Source organism: Agrobacterium sp. 16-172Ci, from assembly GCF_053522725.1.
The window spans coordinates 90,180-107,185 of sequence record NZ_JBNWBW010000003.1 but is presented as its reverse complement, the minus strand read 5'-3'; the positions used below and the strand labels follow the sequence as shown (position 1 = coordinate 107,185).

23 protein-coding genes are annotated in these 17,006 nt (G+C 60.4%); 14 read left to right on the top strand and 9 right to left on the bottom strand.

The genetic code is table 11. The features are described from left to right. Positions 1-83 precede the first annotated feature (83 nt). The gene (locus ACQZ40_RS05265; protein WP_003521491.1) at positions 84-317 is read left to right on the top strand and encodes a hypothetical protein; all 234 of its coding nucleotides are present in this window, start codon (positions 84-86) and stop codon (positions 315-317) included. Here ACQZ40_RS05265 and dprA read toward each other — a convergent pair. The 5 genes from dprA to ACQZ40_RS05240 all read right to left on the bottom strand — a co-directional run bounded on the left by dprA (position 270) and on the right by ACQZ40_RS05240 (position 4,997). Beyond that, positions 270-1,412 (bottom strand): DNA-processing protein DprA, encoded by a 1,143-nt coding sequence (gene dprA, locus ACQZ40_RS05260; protein WP_448747530.1) that lies wholly within the window; start codon positions 1,410-1,412, stop codon positions 270-272. The two genes, ACQZ40_RS05265 and dprA, sit on opposite strands and share 48 nt — an antisense overlap. A 20-nt stretch (positions 1,413-1,432) precedes the next feature. Beyond that, a complete protein-coding gene (gene plsY / locus ACQZ40_RS05255) occupies positions 1,433-2,050 on the bottom strand; it encodes a glycerol-3-phosphate 1-O-acyltransferase PlsY (RefSeq protein ID WP_065653971.1) in 618 nt (205 codons plus the stop codon). A 48-nt stretch (positions 2,051-2,098) separates the two neighbouring features. Further along, on the bottom strand, positions 2,099-3,391 hold the full coding sequence (locus ACQZ40_RS05250) for a dihydroorotase (RefSeq protein WP_448747529.1): 1,293 nt from the start codon (positions 3,389-3,391) through the stop codon (positions 2,099-2,101). Continuing rightward, positions 3,388-4,329: an aspartate carbamoyltransferase catalytic subunit gene (locus tag ACQZ40_RS05245; protein WP_003521487.1), complete on the bottom strand. Its 942-nt coding sequence runs from the start codon at positions 4,327-4,329 to the stop codon at positions 3,388-3,390. Before ACQZ40_RS05245 ends, ACQZ40_RS05250 begins: the two co-directional genes overlap by 4 nt. A gap of 236 nt (positions 4,330-4,565) precedes the next feature. Continuing rightward, entirely contained in the window at positions 4,566-4,997 is a 432-nt protein-coding gene (locus ACQZ40_RS05240; RefSeq protein WP_448747528.1) for a DUF6841 family protein, read from the bottom strand. A gap of 323 nt (positions 4,998-5,320) precedes the next feature. Here ACQZ40_RS05240 and ACQZ40_RS05235 point away from each other — a divergent pair, with 323 nt between their 5' ends. The 7 genes from ACQZ40_RS05235 to ACQZ40_RS05205 all read left to right on the top strand — a co-directional run bounded on the left by ACQZ40_RS05235 (position 5,321) and on the right by ACQZ40_RS05205 (position 9,941). Continuing rightward, entirely contained in the window at positions 5,321-6,973 is a 1,653-nt protein-coding gene (locus tag ACQZ40_RS05235) for an acyl-CoA dehydrogenase family protein (RefSeq protein WP_020808932.1), read from the top strand. Positions 6,974-7,110: 137 nt separating this feature from the next. Continuing rightward, positions 7,111-7,722, top strand: coding sequence for a GNAT family N-acetyltransferase (locus tag ACQZ40_RS05230; protein WP_020808933.1), 612 nt, complete (start codon positions 7,111-7,113; stop codon positions 7,720-7,722). 63 nt (positions 7,723-7,785) lie between these two features. After that, complete coding sequence (locus ACQZ40_RS05225) at positions 7,786-8,082, top strand: type II toxin-antitoxin system ParD family antitoxin (protein ID WP_125145950.1); 297 nt, start codon at positions 7,786-7,788, stop codon at positions 8,080-8,082. Between the two features lie 12 nt (positions 8,083-8,094). Continuing rightward, a complete protein-coding gene (locus tag ACQZ40_RS05220; protein WP_448747602.1) occupies positions 8,095-8,454 on the top strand; it encodes a type II toxin-antitoxin system RelE/ParE family toxin in 360 nt (119 codons plus the stop codon). A 121-nt stretch (positions 8,455-8,575) separates the two neighbouring features. Continuing rightward, a complete protein-coding gene (locus tag ACQZ40_RS05215; protein ID WP_125145948.1) occupies positions 8,576-9,220 on the top strand; it encodes a TetR/AcrR family transcriptional regulator in 645 nt (214 codons plus the stop codon). A 275-nt stretch (positions 9,221-9,495) separates the two neighbouring features. After that, positions 9,496-9,627 (top strand): hypothetical protein, encoded by a 132-nt coding sequence (locus ACQZ40_RS05210; RefSeq protein ID WP_269314891.1) that lies wholly within the window; start codon positions 9,496-9,498, stop codon positions 9,625-9,627. Beyond that, positions 9,624-9,941, top strand: a complete 318-nt coding sequence (locus tag ACQZ40_RS05205) for a DUF6105 family protein (protein ID WP_448747527.1) — start codon at positions 9,624-9,626, stop codon at positions 9,939-9,941. The genes ACQZ40_RS05210 and ACQZ40_RS05205 overlap by 4 nt, the downstream gene beginning before the upstream one ends. Here ACQZ40_RS05205 and ruvX read toward each other — a convergent pair. Further along, the gene (gene ruvX / locus ACQZ40_RS05200; RefSeq protein ID WP_003521476.1) at positions 9,893-10,372 is read right to left on the bottom strand and encodes a Holliday junction resolvase RuvX; all 480 of its coding nucleotides are present in this window, start codon (positions 10,370-10,372) and stop codon (positions 9,893-9,895) included. The two genes, ACQZ40_RS05205 and ruvX, sit on opposite strands and share 49 nt — an antisense overlap. 14 nt (positions 10,373-10,386) lie before the next feature. Continuing rightward, positions 10,387-10,689 carry an alkylphosphonate utilization protein gene (locus tag ACQZ40_RS05195; protein WP_065653964.1) on the bottom strand — a complete coding sequence of 101 codons (303 nt, stop codon included), beginning with the start codon at positions 10,687-10,689 and terminating at the stop codon, positions 10,387-10,389. An 84-nt stretch (positions 10,690-10,773) separates the two neighbouring features. Between ACQZ40_RS05195 and ACQZ40_RS05190 the strand changes: the two genes are divergently transcribed. From ACQZ40_RS05190 to ACQZ40_RS05175, 4 genes are all read left to right on the top strand, one after another. Then, on the top strand, positions 10,774-11,478 hold the full coding sequence (locus tag ACQZ40_RS05190) for a metal-dependent hydrolase (RefSeq protein ID WP_065653963.1): 705 nt from the start codon (positions 10,774-10,776) through the stop codon (positions 11,476-11,478). Positions 11,479-11,602: 124 nt separating this feature from the next. After that, positions 11,603-11,890, top strand: a complete 288-nt coding sequence (gatC, locus tag ACQZ40_RS05185; protein WP_448747526.1) for an Asp-tRNA(Asn)/Glu-tRNA(Gln) amidotransferase subunit GatC — start codon at positions 11,603-11,605, stop codon at positions 11,888-11,890. Positions 11,891-11,944: 54 nt separating this feature from the next. Further along, positions 11,945-13,426, top strand: a complete 1,482-nt coding sequence (gatA, locus tag ACQZ40_RS05180; protein ID WP_448747525.1) for an Asp-tRNA(Asn)/Glu-tRNA(Gln) amidotransferase subunit GatA — start codon at positions 11,945-11,947, stop codon at positions 13,424-13,426. Beyond that, a complete protein-coding gene (locus ACQZ40_RS05175) occupies positions 13,417-13,914 on the top strand; it encodes a GNAT family N-acetyltransferase (RefSeq protein WP_332909332.1) in 498 nt (165 codons plus the stop codon). The genes gatA and ACQZ40_RS05175 overlap by 10 nt, the downstream gene beginning before the upstream one ends. A 68-nt stretch (positions 13,915-13,982) precedes the next feature. Here ACQZ40_RS05175 and ACQZ40_RS05170 read toward each other — a convergent pair whose 3' ends face one another. Next, positions 13,983-14,240, bottom strand: coding sequence for a YjhX family toxin (locus tag ACQZ40_RS05170; protein WP_003521470.1), 258 nt, complete (start codon positions 14,238-14,240; stop codon positions 13,983-13,985). A 274-nt stretch (positions 14,241-14,514) separates the two neighbouring features. On the opposite strand from ACQZ40_RS05170, the gene ACQZ40_RS05165 reads away from it, so the two are divergent. After that, complete coding sequence (locus tag ACQZ40_RS05165) at positions 14,515-15,024, top strand: GNAT family N-acetyltransferase (RefSeq protein WP_035217587.1); 510 nt, start codon at positions 14,515-14,517, stop codon at positions 15,022-15,024. Here the strand turns inward: ACQZ40_RS05165 and ACQZ40_RS05160 are convergent. Then, positions 15,006-15,338 (bottom strand): DUF1294 domain-containing protein, encoded by a 333-nt coding sequence (locus ACQZ40_RS05160; RefSeq protein ID WP_065653961.1) that lies wholly within the window; start codon positions 15,336-15,338, stop codon positions 15,006-15,008. The genes ACQZ40_RS05165 and ACQZ40_RS05160 overlap by 19 nt on opposite strands. 151 nt (positions 15,339-15,489) lie before the next feature. Between ACQZ40_RS05160 and gatB the strand changes: the two genes are divergently transcribed. Then, positions 15,490-16,995, top strand: a complete 1,506-nt coding sequence (gene gatB / locus ACQZ40_RS05155; protein ID WP_080856274.1) for an Asp-tRNA(Asn)/Glu-tRNA(Gln) amidotransferase subunit GatB — start codon at positions 15,490-15,492, stop codon at positions 16,993-16,995. The last annotated feature ends 11 nt before the right edge of the window (positions 16,996-17,006 follow it).

Below are 17,006 nucleotides of genomic sequence, written 5' to 3'. Positions count from 1 at the left end.
TTTGGTAAATTGGTTATGATGGGCAACATCATTTGAATCGACTTATTGCTCTTCGTTTCAGGCAAATTTTGCAGGATAGATATATGGTCCCCAACGCAACAAACAATAATGCCGATAATGAAGGGACCAGAGAGAACTTGGCTTACATTCGCCAGATGCTCGCGGAACTGAGGCAGGTCGCAAGCCGTGAGGGGGCCGACATGCTGTGTTATCTGATCGAGATGGCCTATGTCGAAGTCGGCGATATCCAGAGCGGACGGCGCAAGCTGTCAATCCGCGATGAAGAGCGACACACGCCCCCCGGCATGCCGGTTTAGACGTCCGGCAATATCAAGCTCCAGCAGCACCAGGTGAACGGTTGCAGCGGAAAAACCTGTGTGACGGATGATATCGTCCGTTTCCACAGGCGAGGGACCGAGAGCGGCGGCGATGATGCTGCGCTCGTCGTCCCCTGGTGGTGACATCTCCGTGTCGGATCTCGGTTCCTCGATCTTGCGTTCATAGGGCAATTGCGGCTCCATCAGCGGCCGCAGCGCTTCCAGAATATCAGCCGCGCCCGTGGTCAGCATCGCGCCTTCCTTGATCAGCCGGTTGGTGCCCTCGCAGCGGGCATCGAGCGGGGAGCCGGGCACGGCGAAAACCAGCCGCCCCGCTTCTCCGGCAAGCCTTGCCGTTATCAGCGAACCGGAGCGCTCCGCCGCTTCGACGATGACGACACCGAGGGAGACGCCGGCGATCAATCGGTTGCGGCGGGGAAAATCGCGGGCGCGCGGTTCCCAGCCAAAGGGCATTTCGCTGATCGTCGCGCCGTCCTGATCATATATCTCCTGCAAAAGCCCGAAATTTTCCTGCGGGTAGGGGCGGTCGAGACCACCGGCCAGCATGGCGACCGTGCCCGTTGCAAGGCTTGCCCGGTGTGCGGCCGCATCAATGCCGCGCGCCAGCCCCGAAGCGATGCTATAGCCGGCGCGGCCGCAATCGCGAGCCAGCATGGCGGCGAATTTCGCGCCGTTGATGGAGGCGTTGCGCGAACCGACGATGCCGATGCTCGGTCTTGTCGCGGTCGCTGCCGATCCTTTCATGGCGATCAGCGGCGGCGCGCCATCCAGCTGCCGCAGGGCAGGTGGGTAATCGGGCTCGCCGATGCCGACGAAACGCGCGCCGAATTTTTCGGCCGTTTCGATCTCGCGTTCCGCCTCCGCTTGCGTCGCGATGCGCGGACTGCGCGACGAGCCGCCGCGCCTTGAAAGCTCGGGCAGGGCATCGAGCGCCTTTTCGGCGCTGCCGAAATGATTGATGAGTTCGCGGAAGGTGACGGGACCGATATTGTCGCTACGGATCAGCCTCAGCCACGCGACCCGCTGCCGCGCGGAAAGCTCTATGCCCTGCCGTGTCGTTTCCTCATGCGGCATGGCACATCCTTAAATGGGCCTCAGCCCTTTTGCCCGATCCTGCTTTCAGTGCCCGCCAGCAGGCGCGCGATGTTCTCGCGGTGCTTCCACCATGAAATCGCACTCAGCAGCGTAACCAGCAGAGCCGTCTTTTCAGGTCCGAGCACCCAGAGGGCGACGGGAATGACCAGCATGGCCAAAAGCGCCGACAGCGACGAGTAGCGGGTGATGAAGGCGGTTGCGAGCCAGATGAGCGCAAAGGCCAGCATCATCAGCGGTGCGGCCCCCAAAAGCACGCCGATATAGGTTGCCACACCCTTGCCGCCCTTGAAGCCGAGCCACACCGGAAACAGGTGGCCGAGGAAGGCGAAGAAACCGGCGACCAGCGACGCTTCGTAACCCCAGAGCGCATTGGCGACCAACACCGCCGCCGTGCCCTTCAGCGCGTCCAGCAGCAGGGTTGCGGCGGCGAGCTTCTTGTTGCCCGTGCGCAGCACATTGGTCGCGCCGATATTGCCGGAGCCGATCTTGCGCACGTCACCCAGCCCCGCCATGCGGGTAAGAATGAGGCCGAAGGGAATGGAACCGAACAGATAGCCGATCAGCGCTGCAAGCGCGAGAAGGGCAGGCGCCGTCTGCCAGTCAGTCAAAGCACTCATTCAAACGTCCCCTCTGTCGCGCTGGCCGCGTGATCTCTGTCGGTGATCTTATGCCAAGGAATGAACGGCTTTGCCAGCCACATAAGTGGCAACCGCGCGGCCGCTGAAACGGGCATCCTCAAACGGGGTGTTCTTGGATTTCGAGACCAGCTGCTCCTTTGCCACGAGCCACGGCTCGTCGAGGTCAATCAGCGTGATATCGGCCTTCGCACCCACCTTCAGCGTTCCCGCATCCAGTCCGAAAATCTTGGCCGGGCGGGTGGAAAGCGCATCGATCAGCCGCATCAGCGGAACTTCGCCGCTGTGGTGCAGGCGCAGCGCCGCCGCCAGCAGGGTTTCTAGCCCGACCGCGCCGCTCGCCGCATCCGAAAACGGCAGCCGCTTGGTGTCGACATCCTGCGGGTCGTGCGAGGAGACAATAATGTCGATGGTGCCGTCCTTCAGCGCCTCCACCATGGCCTTACGGTCGTCTTCGGCGCGCAGCGGCGGAGAGAGCTTGAAGAACGTGCGGTATTCGCCGATATCGTTTTCATTGAGCGTGAGATGATTGATCGAGATGCCGCAGGTGGCTTTCACGCCCCGCTGCCGCGCAACCCGGATCGCCTCCGCCGATTCCGGCACGGAAATCTTGGCGGCGTGATAGATCGCCTGTGTCAGGCCTGCAATGCGCAGGTCGCGCTCCAGCGGAATGATCTCGGCTTCCTTGGGAACGCCTGACAGTCCGAGCCAGCTTGCGAAAAGCCCCTCGTTCATGTCACCGCCGCCGATATATTTGTCGCGTGTCTCAAGAGCGATGACAGCGCCGAGTTCACGGGCATAGGTCATGGCGCGGCGCAGCACCAGCGTATCGGAGAGCGCCTTACGACCATTGGTGAAGGCCACTGCACCGGCTTCCTTCAGCATGCCGAATTCGGTCATTTCCTCGCCGTTCAGACCCTTGGTCAGGGCTGCTGCAGGATGCACATTGACGAGCGCCTTGTCGCGCGCCGTCTTTTTCACATATTCGACCAGCGCGATGTCATCGATGACGGGATCGGTATCGGGCATGACGATGATGCTGGTGACGCCGCCGGCCGCTGCCGCGCGCGAGGCGGATTCGATGGTCTCGCGGTGTTCGGCACCAGGCTCACCCACGAAAACACGGGCGTCCACCAGACCGGGAACAGCCAGCAGACCCTTGCAGTCGCGAACGGTCGCCCCTTCGGGAGCGCCCTGATTATGCGCACCCTTACCTGCCGCCAGAATGGTGCCATCAGCGCCGATGATCACACTGCCGGTCTCGTCGAGATTCCGGGATGGATCGACGATGCGGAGATTGTTGAGAACGGTAACGGCACTCATACGCGCTCACCCTGATTTTGCGAGACAAGCAGGGTTTCCATGACCGCCATGCGCACGGCAACCCCCATTTCCACCTGGCTTTCGATCACGCTCTGCGGACCGTCGGCCACGTCGGAGGCGATTTCCACGCCGCGGTTCATCGGGCCGGGATGCATGACCAGCGCATCCTCCTTCGCCGCTTTCAGCTTTTCGGCATCCAGACCGTAATAATGGAAATATTCGCGCACCGAAGGCACGAAGGAGCCGGACATACGCTCGCGCTGCAGGCGCAGCATCATCACCACATCGGCGTTCTTCAGTCCTTCCTTCATGTCGTGGAATACTTCGACGCTCATGTCGCGGATACCGGAAGGAAGAAGCGTGGCGGGGGCGACGACGCGAACGCGCGCACCCATCTGGTTGAGCAGGATGATGTTGGAGCGGGCGACGCGTGAATGCAGCACGTCCCCGCAGATCGCCACCGTAATGCCGGACAGTTCGCCCTTCGCGCGGCGGATGGTCAGTGCGTCGAGCAACGCCTGCGTCGGGTGCTCATGCTGGCCGTCGCCGGCATTGACGACGGAGCAGGCGACCTTTTGCGCTAGAAGCGCTGCCGCACCGGCGGAAGAATGGCGCACGACCAGCACGTCCGGGCGCATGGCGTTCAGCGTCATCGCCGTGTCGATCAGCGTTTCGCCCTTCTTCACCGAGGAATTGCCGACCGACATGTTCATCACGTCTGCACCAAGGCGCTTTCCGGCAAGCTCGAAGGAGGACTGCGTGCGCGTCGAGGCTTCGAAGAACAGGTTGATCTGCGTCAGGCCCCGAAGCGTCGAGGTCTTTTTCTCGCGCTGGCGGCTGATTTTCACCGCCTCGTCGGCCTTGTCGAGAAGCAGGGTAATATCCTGATGGGAAAGCCCCTTGATGCCGAGGAGATGGCGATGGGGGAAGAAGACCATGCGGTTTGCCTCCTGACGGGCGCCGCATTTTCCCGTGAAAATGCCCGGAACGCCCGAATGCTGATCCGCGCGCTCCCATTCGCTGTGAACACGCCTCAGGAGTGCGGCGGAATTCGGTCCTGCGCTCTATAGAGACTGCATGGTCGCGGGGCAAGCGCCCGCAACTCCTGAAATGAAAACATGGCGATCTTTCCCCAACCCTCTAGGCAACAGCCTGACCATGGAAGGCGCAGGCGTCAGACGATGCCATGTTCCTTTAAAAGCGCCTGTTCGTCGCCTGACGCCCAGCCGAAAACTTTCGGCGCCCCGTCCAGCCTCTGGACGAAGTAGTGAACATCGAAGTCGATTGCGACATCCGGTTGCCGCTTGCGATCAAAGGTCGCCGTCCAGGCAACATGGGCAAGGCAATGATGGTCGTCGATGGGCGAGATACGGATGTCGCGTATCCGCATTTCCTTCGTTCCGATCGTCCGATAGCGCTCGTAACCCTTCATCATGACCTGCTTCAAGTGGTCATCGTTCTTTCCGGTCGTCACCCCGGCGGGGGAGGCGGCGATGAAGTCGGAGGCGTAGAGGGAGGCGACCTCCTCCATATCCATGTCACCCTTGAGAGACTTATTGAAAAATCGCTCATATCGCTCGAAGAGCTTTCTTACGCTGGCCTCCATGGTCTCCTCCCTGTGCAGCCGTTCAGCAAAGTCGCCAACCGAAAAAGCCTGCCGCAGGTTCCACGTCAGGCCGCAGATTATGGAGAATGCGTTTATCCGCATGCCCGCCGGTTGTTGCCGCAACTTCTGCGCGGCTTTTTGGGGACTGTCGTTGATCTTGCCGGAAACGTGTTTGGCATTCGCCGGGCCGGATATCTAAATCAGGGACATTCCCTAAAAATGCTGAAAGCGGCGGTTTAATCGCCTCAATCGCTTCCTGCGGGTGGAATTATGCAATATCACCCCACTATGCAACGCCAGTACAAAACAGCTAGAAGCAGCGGATGACCCAGAATTCCCGGACAGAAGAAACGCTCGCCGAACTGAACCAGCCAAGCCTCTGGTCCGGTATCAACGCCTATCGTTCCGATCCGCTGATCGTCGACCTCACTTCCGGACTGTCGCGCAATCTAAGGGATGAGTTCGACCAGCTCGGCCGTTACGTCACGTCGCATGAGGCGCAGGAGCTGGCGCGCATGGCCAATCAGGGCGTGCCGCAGCTGCATACCCACGGCCCGCGTGGCGAGCGTCTGGATCAGGTGGAATTCCACCCCGCCTGGCACGCGCTGATGCGCCGTTCCATGTCGTCAGGCCTGCATTCCAGCGTCTGGGAAAATTCTCCCGATACGCGCGGCAATGAGCACAAGGCCCGCGCCACCAAATTCTACCTGACCTCGCAGCTTGAGGCCGGGCATCTTTGCCCGCTCACCATGACCAGCGCCTCCGTCGCCGCCATCATGGCTTCGCCGCGCGTGCAGAAGGAATGGGCGCCGAAGATTCTCTCGCGCAAATATGATTCCTCGCAGAAACCGGCCCTGCAGAAAACCGCCGTCACCATTGGCATGGGCATGACGGAAAAACAGGGCGGCACGGATGTGCGCGCCAACCGCACCACGGCGGAGCGGGTGGGCGAGGGCATCTATCGCCTGTCCGGTCACAAGTGGTTCCTCTCCGCGCCGATGAGCGACGGTTTCGTCATGCTCGCCCAGATGGGCGACGGCATGGGCTGCTTCCTCGTGCCGCGTTATCTGGAGGATGGCTCAAAGAACGGCCTGCATTTCCAGCGCCTCAAGGACAAGCTCGGCAACCGCTCCAACGCATCCGCCGAAGTCGAATTCACCGATGCCTTCGGTTATCTGCTGGGCGATCCCGGCAGCGGCATCCGTACGATCCTCGACATGGTGACGCTGACGCGGCTCGATTGCGCGCTTGCCTCCGCCGGCATGATGCGCGCCTCGCTAGCCGAAGCCGTGCATTATGCCCGAGGCCGTTCTGTTTTCGGCAAGATGCTGGTCACACAGCCGATCATGACGCGTGTTCTCGCCGACATGGCACTGGATGTGGCGGCGGCCACTGCGCTCTCCTTCCGGCTGGCGACCGCATTCGACGCCGCCCGCAACAATCCGGCCGAGGCCGCCTATGCGCGGGTGATGACGCCCATCGTGAAATACTGGTGCTGCAAGATTGCGCCGGCGCTTATCTATGAGGCCATGGAGTGCCTTGGCGGCAACGGTTACGTGGAAGAGCGGCCGATTGCCCGCCACTATCGCGAAGCGCCCGTCAACGCCATCTGGGAAGGCTCCGGCAACGTCATGGCGCTGGATGTGCTGCGGGTTCTCCAGCGCGGCAAGGATCTGTTCGATCTCGTCTTCCAGACGCTGGAGCGCGATCTGGGTGCAGCCGGCAAAAAGACCACCGACGTGCTGCGCGCCGCAATCGCCCTTGCCGAACGTGACGAGGGAGCGGCCCGCCTGTTGGTGGAGCAGTTCGCGCTTGCGGCCGCTGCCGCCGAGCTTTGCCGCCTCGGCGCCGGCAAGATTGCCGATGCCTTCCTCGAGACCCGTCTCGCGGGCGGCTGGCGGCATACTTACGGCATGCTCGATTCCCGCTTCGATCCGAATTATATAATCGATCTTCTTTATCCGCCTGCATCTTGACCGATGCTTGCGGATGAAGGTTTTGCAGTCCCGGCGGGAGGGGTCTCGGATTTGAAAAACAGCAATGGCGTAAAGTGTGTTCTGATCTGTCGTGACACTTTCGCGCATCGATGCGCGGCAAGGGAAGGCGGCCGCCAATGCTGACCTTCCGTTCCGCCCGCGCCGAGGATGAAGACGCGCTCTACGCCATAAGCCTTGCCACCGGCGATGCCGGGCAGGACGCCACCGCCCTTTACAATGATGGCCGCATGGTCGGGCATATCTATTCCGTGCCCTATCTGCATCTCTGGCCCGATGCCGTTTTCGTGGCGGAGGATGAGGAAGGTGTGTGCGGTTATATCGTGGGCGCACTCGATACGGCGGTGCACGAAGAACGGCTGGAGCGGGAATGGTGGCCGCATCTGCGCAGCCTTTATCCCGATCCCGGCGGCGATCAGCAGACATGGGACGCCGACCAGCGCCGCGCCCAGTTCATCCACCATCCACGCCGCACGCCCGCCTGGCTCACCGATCCGTTTCCGGCCCATATCCACATGAACCTCCTGCCGCGCACGCAGGGCAAGGGCGGCGGCACCCGGCTTCTGTCGCGCTGGCTCGATATGGCGAGACAGAACAACGTCTACGGCATCCACCTCGGCGCCAGCGAACGCAACCATGCGGGTATGCGCTTCTGGGAAACCCGCGGATTCAAACGCCTCGAAAGCCACGAAACGCCGGGCAGCGTATGGTTCGGCATGGCGCTGGAGTAATATTGGCAGATTATGCCAATCGGTGGTATTGTTGGACGTCGCTAATATCTGGTGGAGGCTCTGATGCCGACGCGTAACGTCGTTCTGACACAGCATCACGAAGAGATCATAGACGAACTCGTCAAATCTGGCCGCTATCAAAATGCCAGCGAAGTGCTGCGCGAGGGCTTACGATTGATTGAAAGGCGCGAGCGCCTTGAGGTGACCAGATTGGAAGCCTTGAGGGCGGCGGCGCAACAGGGCTTCGCAGACCTTGATCAAGGCCGTTTTACGGATGTGGCGGAGGATGATCTCGACGACTTCATTTCCGCTCTCGGGCGCGACGCTGAAGCGCGCCTTGCCAAATCTGATAAGGCATGACAGAAGTATCGTCTGTCCGAAGCCGCGCAATCGGACATTATTGAAATTCTTGGATGGACCCACACGACATTTGGGGCCGCAGCTAGAAAACGCTACGAAAAATTGCTTGTCACGGCGCTGCGTGATGTTGCGCGGGATCCGTTTCGCTCCGGAACAAGTCTCCGCCCGGAAGTGGCAGACGATGTCCGCAGCTACCATCTCCGTTACAGCCGGGAAAGGGCGAGAAGTGAAACCGGCCTGGTTAAATATCCGAGGCATCTGTTGCTTTATCGCGTGTTGAATCCCGATTTGGTGGGCATCGGTCGCATTCTTCATGATTCCATGGAAATCGAGCGGCATCTCCCGGTTGACTATGGAGATGTCAGCGGCTGAAAACGCATGGTGTCACCTTCATCCACAAAAACCTTCCGTCCATCCGCCCCGCCGCGTTGTTCTTCCCTTCATGCTTTGTTAACCCGTTGAGAGAGGCCTTTCAAAACACGGGTAGGGAATCATGCTGGCGACCGCAGAGGCGATTTCAGCCGACAGACCGGAAAAACGCATCAAGGATCGCGCTCAGACCGAGAAGGCGATTTTTAATGCGGCGCGGTCGCTGCTTGCCGAAGAGGGATTTCAGGGTTTTGGCATCAATGCCGTTGCCCGCCGCGCCGGCTGCGACAAGCAACTCATCTACCGTTATTTCGGCGGCCTCGACGGCCTGATCGAGGCGATTGGCGAGGACCTCGGTTCCTGGGTGAGGGATCGCATTCCGGAAGATACCGGCGGCATGTTCCTTTTGACCTATGGCGACCTCATGGAAAAGCTGGCGCTTTATTTCATGGATGCGCTACGCAGCGATCCTCTCGTCTGCAAGATCATTGCCTGGGAAGTGTCTGACGGTTCACCGCAGGTGAGACAGCTTGCCGAAGCCCGCGCCAAATCGCTGGGCAAGTGGCTGGAGCGGATGCGCGGTTCGCTGGCGGCGCCGAAGGGGGTGGATACAGCGGCGGTCAATGCCGTACTGTTCGCTGCCATTCAGCACCTCGTCATTTCCGCTGCGACCAGCGGTCAGTTCGCTGGCGTACCGCTGAAATCAGACCGGGACTGGGACAAGATAGCCACTGCCGTCAAAAGGCTGGTGCGCGGCGTTTACGGCTGAACCGGTTTCGCAGGCGGAAGACGGTCGCGCCTGGACCTGCGCATTAAAAAAATCAGTCATGTTTTCATCGGGCCGGCAAATGCCCGGCGCATCCGGCCGTTCACGCGATCACGTTCTTTTCCACATGCCGCCCGCCCGTCGTTAACCATAATGACAGCTTTCGTTTGCCTCGCCACGGATGCCGGTCCAGTGTGGATTAACGAAATGTTAACCATGCGCAATGACTGCGCATAAGGGAGCCGCAAGTGAGCCGCTGGACAGCTTTAGGCGTCACGATGACGTTTTTTGTGATGCTGCCGTTGGATATCGACGCGCCGGCGCTGAACCTCTGCCTTATGGCCGTGGTGCGCTGGGCGGTGCTTGCCGGCGTTCCCGATACGATGTTTGTGCGGGGGCAGGCGGCATGAAGTGGTTTCTGATCCTCTGGGCCGGTCCCGTTGCGCTGCTGGGCAGCTGGTACTGGCTTTCCTATTACGACATGAGCTTCGGCTTCTACATGCTTACACGCCAGACCCATGATCTGGTGTTCGAGATTTACGGCAATATTCTCGGCCTGCCGCCGGAAAGCCTGCCGCCCCTGGTGGCACGCGCCATTGCCGTCGACAGCCTGATCGTTTTTGCGATTATCGCCTTCCGCAAGAGAAAGCAGCTTGCGGCCTGGTGGCAGGGCCGTCAGTCGGCCGCGCGGGTGAGTGCGGAAAGCCTGTCCAGCGCGCCCTGAAGAATGAAGCTTGCGGCGGCCGAATCGATGCGTTCGGCCCGCTTTGCGCGTGAGACGTCCATTTCCAGCAGCGCGCGTTCTGCAGCGACCGTCGAAAGACGCTCATCCCAGAAAATGAAGGGCAGGGCGGTTTTTTCGCCCATCGTCCGCACAAAGGCGCGCGTCGCCTGCACGCGGGGACCAGCCGAACCATCCATGTTCATTGGCAGGCCGATGATGAAGGCGAAAACTTTTTCCTTTTCGGCAAAGGCCAGCAGCACTTCCGCATCCTGCGTGAATTTCACCCGTTTGATGACGGGGCGCGGCGTTGCGAAACGCCGCGACAGGTCCGACATGGCAAGCCCGATCGTCTTCGTGCCAAGGTCGAGGCCGGCAATCGCCTGTCCCGGCTGAAGCGCCTGCGCCAGTTCCTCAATGGTGAGTGTTGCCATGTCGCGTGTTGTCCTTATCGTTTGCGGACGAATTCGGTGCGCAGCACCAGACCCTTCACCGCATCATGTTTGCAATCGATCTCTTCCGGATTATCGGTCAGGCGGATCGACTTGATGACGGTACCCTGCTTGATGACCGTGCTGGTGCCCTTGACCTTCAAATCCTTGATGAGGGTGACGGAATCGCCGTCCGCCAGCACATTGCCCGCCGCATCGCGCACTTCATTCGTACGCGCCGCTTCTGCAGCCAGCTCGGAGGCCGGTCGCCATTCACCGGTCGCCTCGTCATACACGTACTCGTCATCATTTGCGGCCATGGTCGCCTCTCTTAAATATTGGTAGTGCGGTTGTTCAGGCCGTCCTATGTCATAATATACCGGCAATACAAAGGAGAACTTCCCATGAAAATCACCTGGCTCGGCCATTCCGCCTTCCGCCTCGAAAACGGCAGCGCGAAGATACTCATCGATCCGTTCTTCACCGGTAACCCCGGTTTTGTCGGACAGGATGGAAAGTCGGCAGCCGAAGGCATCACCCATATTCTCCTGACCCACGGCCATGGCGACCATGTCGGCGATACCGTCCAGCTTGCCCGCGAAACCGGCGCGACCGTTCTTGCAAATGCCGATCTTGCCGCCTGGCTTTCCGCCAAGGGCGTCGCGAAGGTCGATATGGGCAATACCGGCGGCACGGTGCATTTCGACGGTTTTTCCGTCACCTTCACCAATGCGCTGCATTCCTCCGCCCAGATCACCGAAGACGGCGTCTCCCATTCGCTCGGCAATGCCAACGGTCTGATGCTGCATTTCGAAGATGGCCCGGCCGTCTATCACATGGGCGATACCGACATCTTTTCCGACATGAAACTCATCAATGAACTGCATCAGCCGGATATCGGCCTTGTGCCGATCGGTGACCGCTTCACCATGGGCGGAGCCGTCGCCGCGCTCGCATGCCAGCGCTTCTTCAATTTCGGCAATGTCATTCCCTGCCATTACGGTTCCTTCCCGATCATCGACCAGACGCCGGAGAAGTTCGTGGCCGGCATGGAAGGGGCGCAAGCGCGCGTCCACACGCCGAAGGCCGGCGATACGCTGTCCTTCTGACATTTTGCCCGTGCATGTCGCGACCGCAAACCGCCATACAGTTTGGCGCGACATGCTTTCTACCGTTGCGAATGACGGACATGGTGATTATAGCGAATGGGAAATATCCCATCGGAGTAGAACCATGTCCGTCGATCTCGCCACCGTAAAGCGCGTTGCGCGCCTTGCCCGTATCGCAGTCAGCGAAGAAGAAGCACAGAATATGCTCGGCCAGCTGAACGGCATACTCGGTTTCGTGGAGCAGCTTTCGGAAGTGAATGTCGACGGCGTTGAGCCGATGACCTCGGTGACCCCGGTGGACATGAAAAAACGCGCCGACGTGGTGACCGACGGCAACAAGGCGGAAGACATTGTCGCCAATGCGCCTGCGACCGAACGGGACTTCTTCATGGTCCCGAAAGTGGTCGAATAAGCGACCGCCTCTGCCGCCTGATTTTTCCGAGATTTTCGAAAGCCGTTGCCGACCATGACCGACCTGACGAGCCTGACCATTGCCGAAGCCCGCGAAAAGCTGCAGGGCAAAGAATTTTCCGCCCTCGAGCTGACCGACGCCTATCTCTCCGCCATCGATGCGGCCAACGGCGCGCTGAACGCCTATGTGGCGACGACGCCTGAAAAGGCGCGCGACATGGCGAAAGCCTCCGACGACCGCATCGCCGCCGGCAAGGCTGGCGAGCTGGAAGGCGTTCCGCTTGGCGTGAAGGACTTGTTCGCCACCCGTGACGTGCACACGCAGGCGTGTTCGCATGTTCTCGACGGCTTCAAACCGAAATATGAATCCACCGTTACCCAGAACCTCTGGGATCAGGGCGCCGTCATGCTCGGCAAGCTCAACATGGATGAATTCGCCATGGGTTCGTCCAATGAAAGCTCCTGGTACGGCCCGGCGATCAACCCATGGCGCGCCAATGGTTCCGACCAGAAGCTGGTGCCCGGCGGCTCCTCCGGCGGTTCGGCTGCCGCCGTGGCCGCGCATCTCTGCGCCGGCGCCACCGCAACCGATACCGGCGGCTCCATCCGCCAGCCGGCCGCCTTCACCGGCACCGTCGGCATCAAGCCCACCTATGGCCGCTGCTCGCGCTTCGGCATCGTCGCTTATGCCTCTTCGCTCGACCAGGCAGGCCCGATTGCCCGTGACGTGCGTGATGCCGCGATCCTGCTGAAGACCATGGCAAGCGTCGACGCCAAGGATACGACCTCCGTCGACCTGCCGGTGCCGGACTACGAAAAGGCCATCGGTCAGTCGCTCAAGGGCCTGAAGATCGGTATTCCGAAGGAATATCGCGTCGACGGCATGCCGGAAGAAATCGAAAAGCTCTGGGCCAAGGGCGTGGAATGGCTGCGCGATGCCGGTGCCGAGGTTGTCGATATCTCGCTGCCGCACACCAAATACGCGCTGCCTGCCTACTACATCGTCGCGCCGGCGGAGGCCTCGTCCAACCTTGCCCGTTACGACGGCGTCCGTTACGGCCTGCGCGTCGACGGCAAGGACATTGCCGACATGTACGAAAAGAGCCGCGCCGCCGGTTTCGGTAAGGAAGTGCAGCGCCGCATCATGGTCGGCACCTATGTGCTGTCGGCCGGTTATTATGACGCCTACTACCTGAAGGCGCAGAAGGTCCGCACGCTGATCAAGCGCGACTTCGAAAACGTCTTCCACGAAGGCGTCGACGCCATTCTCGCCCCCATCACACCGTCTTCCGCCTTTGCAGTCGGTGACGAGGAACTCGCTTCCGATCCGGTCAAGATGTACCTGCAGGACGTCTTCACCATCACCGTCAACATGGCCGGTCTGCCGGGCCTTTCGGTTCCGGCCGGTCTCGACGGCAAGGGCCTGCCGCTCGGCCTCCAGCTCATCGGTAAGCCTTTCGAGGAAGAGACGCTGTTCAAGACGGCGCATGCCATCGAGCAGGCCGCCGGCAAGTTCACCCCCGCCAAATGGTGGTGAAAAGCCTCAAGCTACGAGACATGAACGAAGCCGATCGCGATGCGGTCGGCTTTGTCGGTTTTGCGGCATGGCGTTCCGGTGACGCCTTCGACGACAGCTATCTCGATCCTGATGTCATCGAGCGGGTGAGGGGCGAATTCGAGAGTTTCGCCAAGTCTCCGACCGGTGATATTGTCGTCGCTGAAATGGACGGCGTTGTTGCTGGCTGGGGAGCGTGCGATATGGCACCGCATCACATTTCCGATCTCTGGGTGGACCCGAACTGGCAGGGCAAGGGGATCGGCAAAGCCCTGATCCTTCATTTTCTCGACAGGATGCGCGCGCAAGGCCTGCCGCTTGCCACCATCGACACCCATGCCAGAAACCGCGCAGCCATCGGTCTTTACGAGCGTTGCGGATTTGAGATCGTCTGGCGCGGCATGGAATGGTCCGACATCATGAAAGTCGAACTGGAGAAGGTGAAGCTAGAGCGCAGGCTCTCGCCATAACCCGCTCTTACGGCCGCAGCGGCTTCTTGGCGCAATGCCGGGCGACAGCGCTGCCGCCGCCCGGTTATTTATCGATTGTCCAGCTCACCCCGCACGAGTTCCAGCCCGCGCGTCGTGATGCGGTAGGGTTTGCCGCCCGAGGAGGCGATGGCTCTCTTCCGTTTCAGTTTGCGGAAGGTCAGGAGATCGAGGCCGCTGAAAATCCAGCCGTCACGCGTGTAGAGCGCGAGTTTTTCGATTTTGTGGGCGTCGTCTCGAACGAGTTCAATTCTGCCGCCCTGGGCGAGCAGGTGAAGAATGCGCTGTTCGGCGCGGGAAATGTCCATTTTTGGAAGTCCGGTCGGCGTCATATAGACGCGTGAAAGCAAATCCGGGTGCGGTTAGGGCATCCGGCTCGGTTTCAGCATGGCCCGGCGCGCAAGAAACTTGCGGGCAGGGCCTTTACCGGGACTCCGATTGAGCGAACATAAAAACTCCGTTCTTGCTCCTTTTGGGTAGCGGGCAAAGCCGAGGCGGTCAAGTCCCGCCAGGCGCGAGAAAACCATGCTGGTCGAATCGCCTTGGCAATGGTTTAATTTCAACGGCCATGGAGGGCGCGGCTTGATCGTCATTCGCAATGCGCATGAGCAGGAAGCGGAGGTTCTGGCGGCCATCGGCCTCAGGGCATGGCGACAGGCAACCGCGGCTCTCGGCATCACCCCGACCCTTTACGACAATGCGGCCAGCGCCTTTTCCAATTTTACCCGCTCGTCATGGCTGGCGATCAGGGTGGCGGAGTTTGGCGGCTCGGTTGCCGGATGGGCGGCGCGTGAGCATTTCGACGAGACGATTTCCGATTTCTGGATCGATCCTGATTTTCACCGCAGAGGTGTCGGCAGCCACCTGTTGGGCGATGTTGAAAGGCTGATTGAGGACAGGGGGTTCGAGACCATCCGGCTTGAAACCCATGCCCAGAATGAGCCGGCCGTCGCCTTTTTCCGCCACCATGGCTATAGCGTCCGCTGGCTCTCCGTCTCCTATGCGCCGAAACTCGACCGCGAAGTGCAGTCGGTAGGCCTGCAGAAGCAATTGGCCGAAGTCGAGAGCGGTCTTTATGGGCCGGCTTTCTGAGACAGAGTTTGCAGAGCGTCCACCAGCCGCATCGGCCAGTCCGGCATGATGGCGAGCGATGCGACAAGGCCTACCTGCAATATCACGATCGATATCAGGATGCTGCGGAACGGTTCCTTGCGTGTTTTATGCCGGAGCAGCCGTTGTGCCGAGATTGCGCCCAGGCTGCCGCCGATGAGTGCAAGCGATAACAGCGTGCTTTCCCGGATGCGCCATCCGCCATTTCTCGCCGCTTCCTTGTCCCACCAATAGACAAGAAAGACGAAAAGATTGAAGGCGATATAGGCTATGAAACAGAGAGCGACCGTCACCATGACGTGAATTGAAACCGGGAAGCGTAAAAAACGCGTATCCTGTATCGGCGAAAATCCCGGGCCTGGCGTGAGAGGGTGCAAGATGTCTTGCGCCCGCGCTCCATTTGTTCTACCCACCAAGGCCAAAGAACCCGTATATCGTGAGCTTCAGATGACCCTTGTAGACGTGCGCACCCCCGACCCGAAACGCTTCATTCCCGGCGCCACCGGCGATTGGGAAATCGTGATCGGCATGGAGGTGCATGCGCAGGTTCTCTCCAATTCCAAGCTGTTTTCCGGTGCATCGACCACCTTCGGCAATGCGCCGAATTCCAACGTGTCGCTGGTGGATGCCGCCATGCCGGGCATGCTGCCCGTCATCAACGAGGAATGCGTGAAGCAGGCGGTGCGCACCGGTCTTGGCCTGAAAGCCAAGATCAACAATCGCTCGATCTTCGACCGCAAGAACTACTTCTATCCGGACCTGCCGCAGGGCTACCAGATTTCGCAGTTCAAGGACCCGATCGTCGGTGAGGGCACCATCACCATTTCGCTCGGTCCGGACCGTCAGGGCAATTTCGAAGATATCGAAATCGGCATCGAGCGTCTGCATCTGGAGCAGGACGCCGGCAAGTCCATGCATGACCAGCACCCCACCATGTCCTTCGTGGACCTGAACCGTTCGGGCGTGGCGCTGATGGAAATCGTCTCCAAGCCGGATATGCGCTCGTCTGACGAAGCCAAGGCCTATCTCACCAAGCTGCGTTCCATCGTGCGTTACCTCGGCACCTGCGACGGCAACATGGATGAAGGCTCGATGCGCGCCGACGTCAACGTCTCCGTGCGCCGTCCGGGCGAAGGTTTCGGCACGCGCTGCGAAATCAAGAACGTCAACTCCATTCGCTTCGTCGGTCAGGCCATCGAATATGAGGCGCGCCGCCAGATCGCCATTCTGGAAGATGGCGGCGTGATCGATCAGGAAACCCGCCTGTTCGATCCCGGCAAGGGCGAGACGCGGTCCATGCGCTCCAAGGAAGATGCGCATGATTACCGTTATTTCCCCGATCCGGACCTCTTGCCGCTCGAATTCGACGATGCTTTCGTCGAGGCGCTGAAGGTCGACCTGCCGGAACTGCCCGACGACAAGAAAGCCCGTTTCGTGGCCGATCTCGGCCTGTCGGTCTATGACGCCTCGATCCTCGTTTCGGAAAAGGCGATTGCCGATTATTACGAGGCCGTCGCCGCCGGCCGCGATGCGAAGGCTGCCGCCAACTGGGTCATCAACGATCTGCTCGGCGCGCTGAACAAATCGGGCAAGGATATCGAGACGACGCCGGTTTCGCCCGAACAGCTCGGTGGCATCATCGATCTCATCAAGGCCGAGACCATTTCCGGCAAGATCGCCAAGGACCTGTTCGAAATCGTCTGGAACGAGGGCGGCAACCCGGCGGAAATCGTTGAAGCCCGCGGCATGAAGCAGGTGACCGATACCGGCGCCATCGAAAAGGCCGTGGATGAGATCATCGCCGCCAACCCGGATCAGGTCGAGAAGGTGAAGGCAAAGCCGACTCTTGCCGGCTGGTTCGTCGGTCAGGTCATGAAAGCGACGGGCGGCAAGGCTAACCCGCAGGCGGTGCAGGCGCTGGTGAAGGCCAAGCTCGGTATCGAGGAAGAGTAAGCGGACGCTGC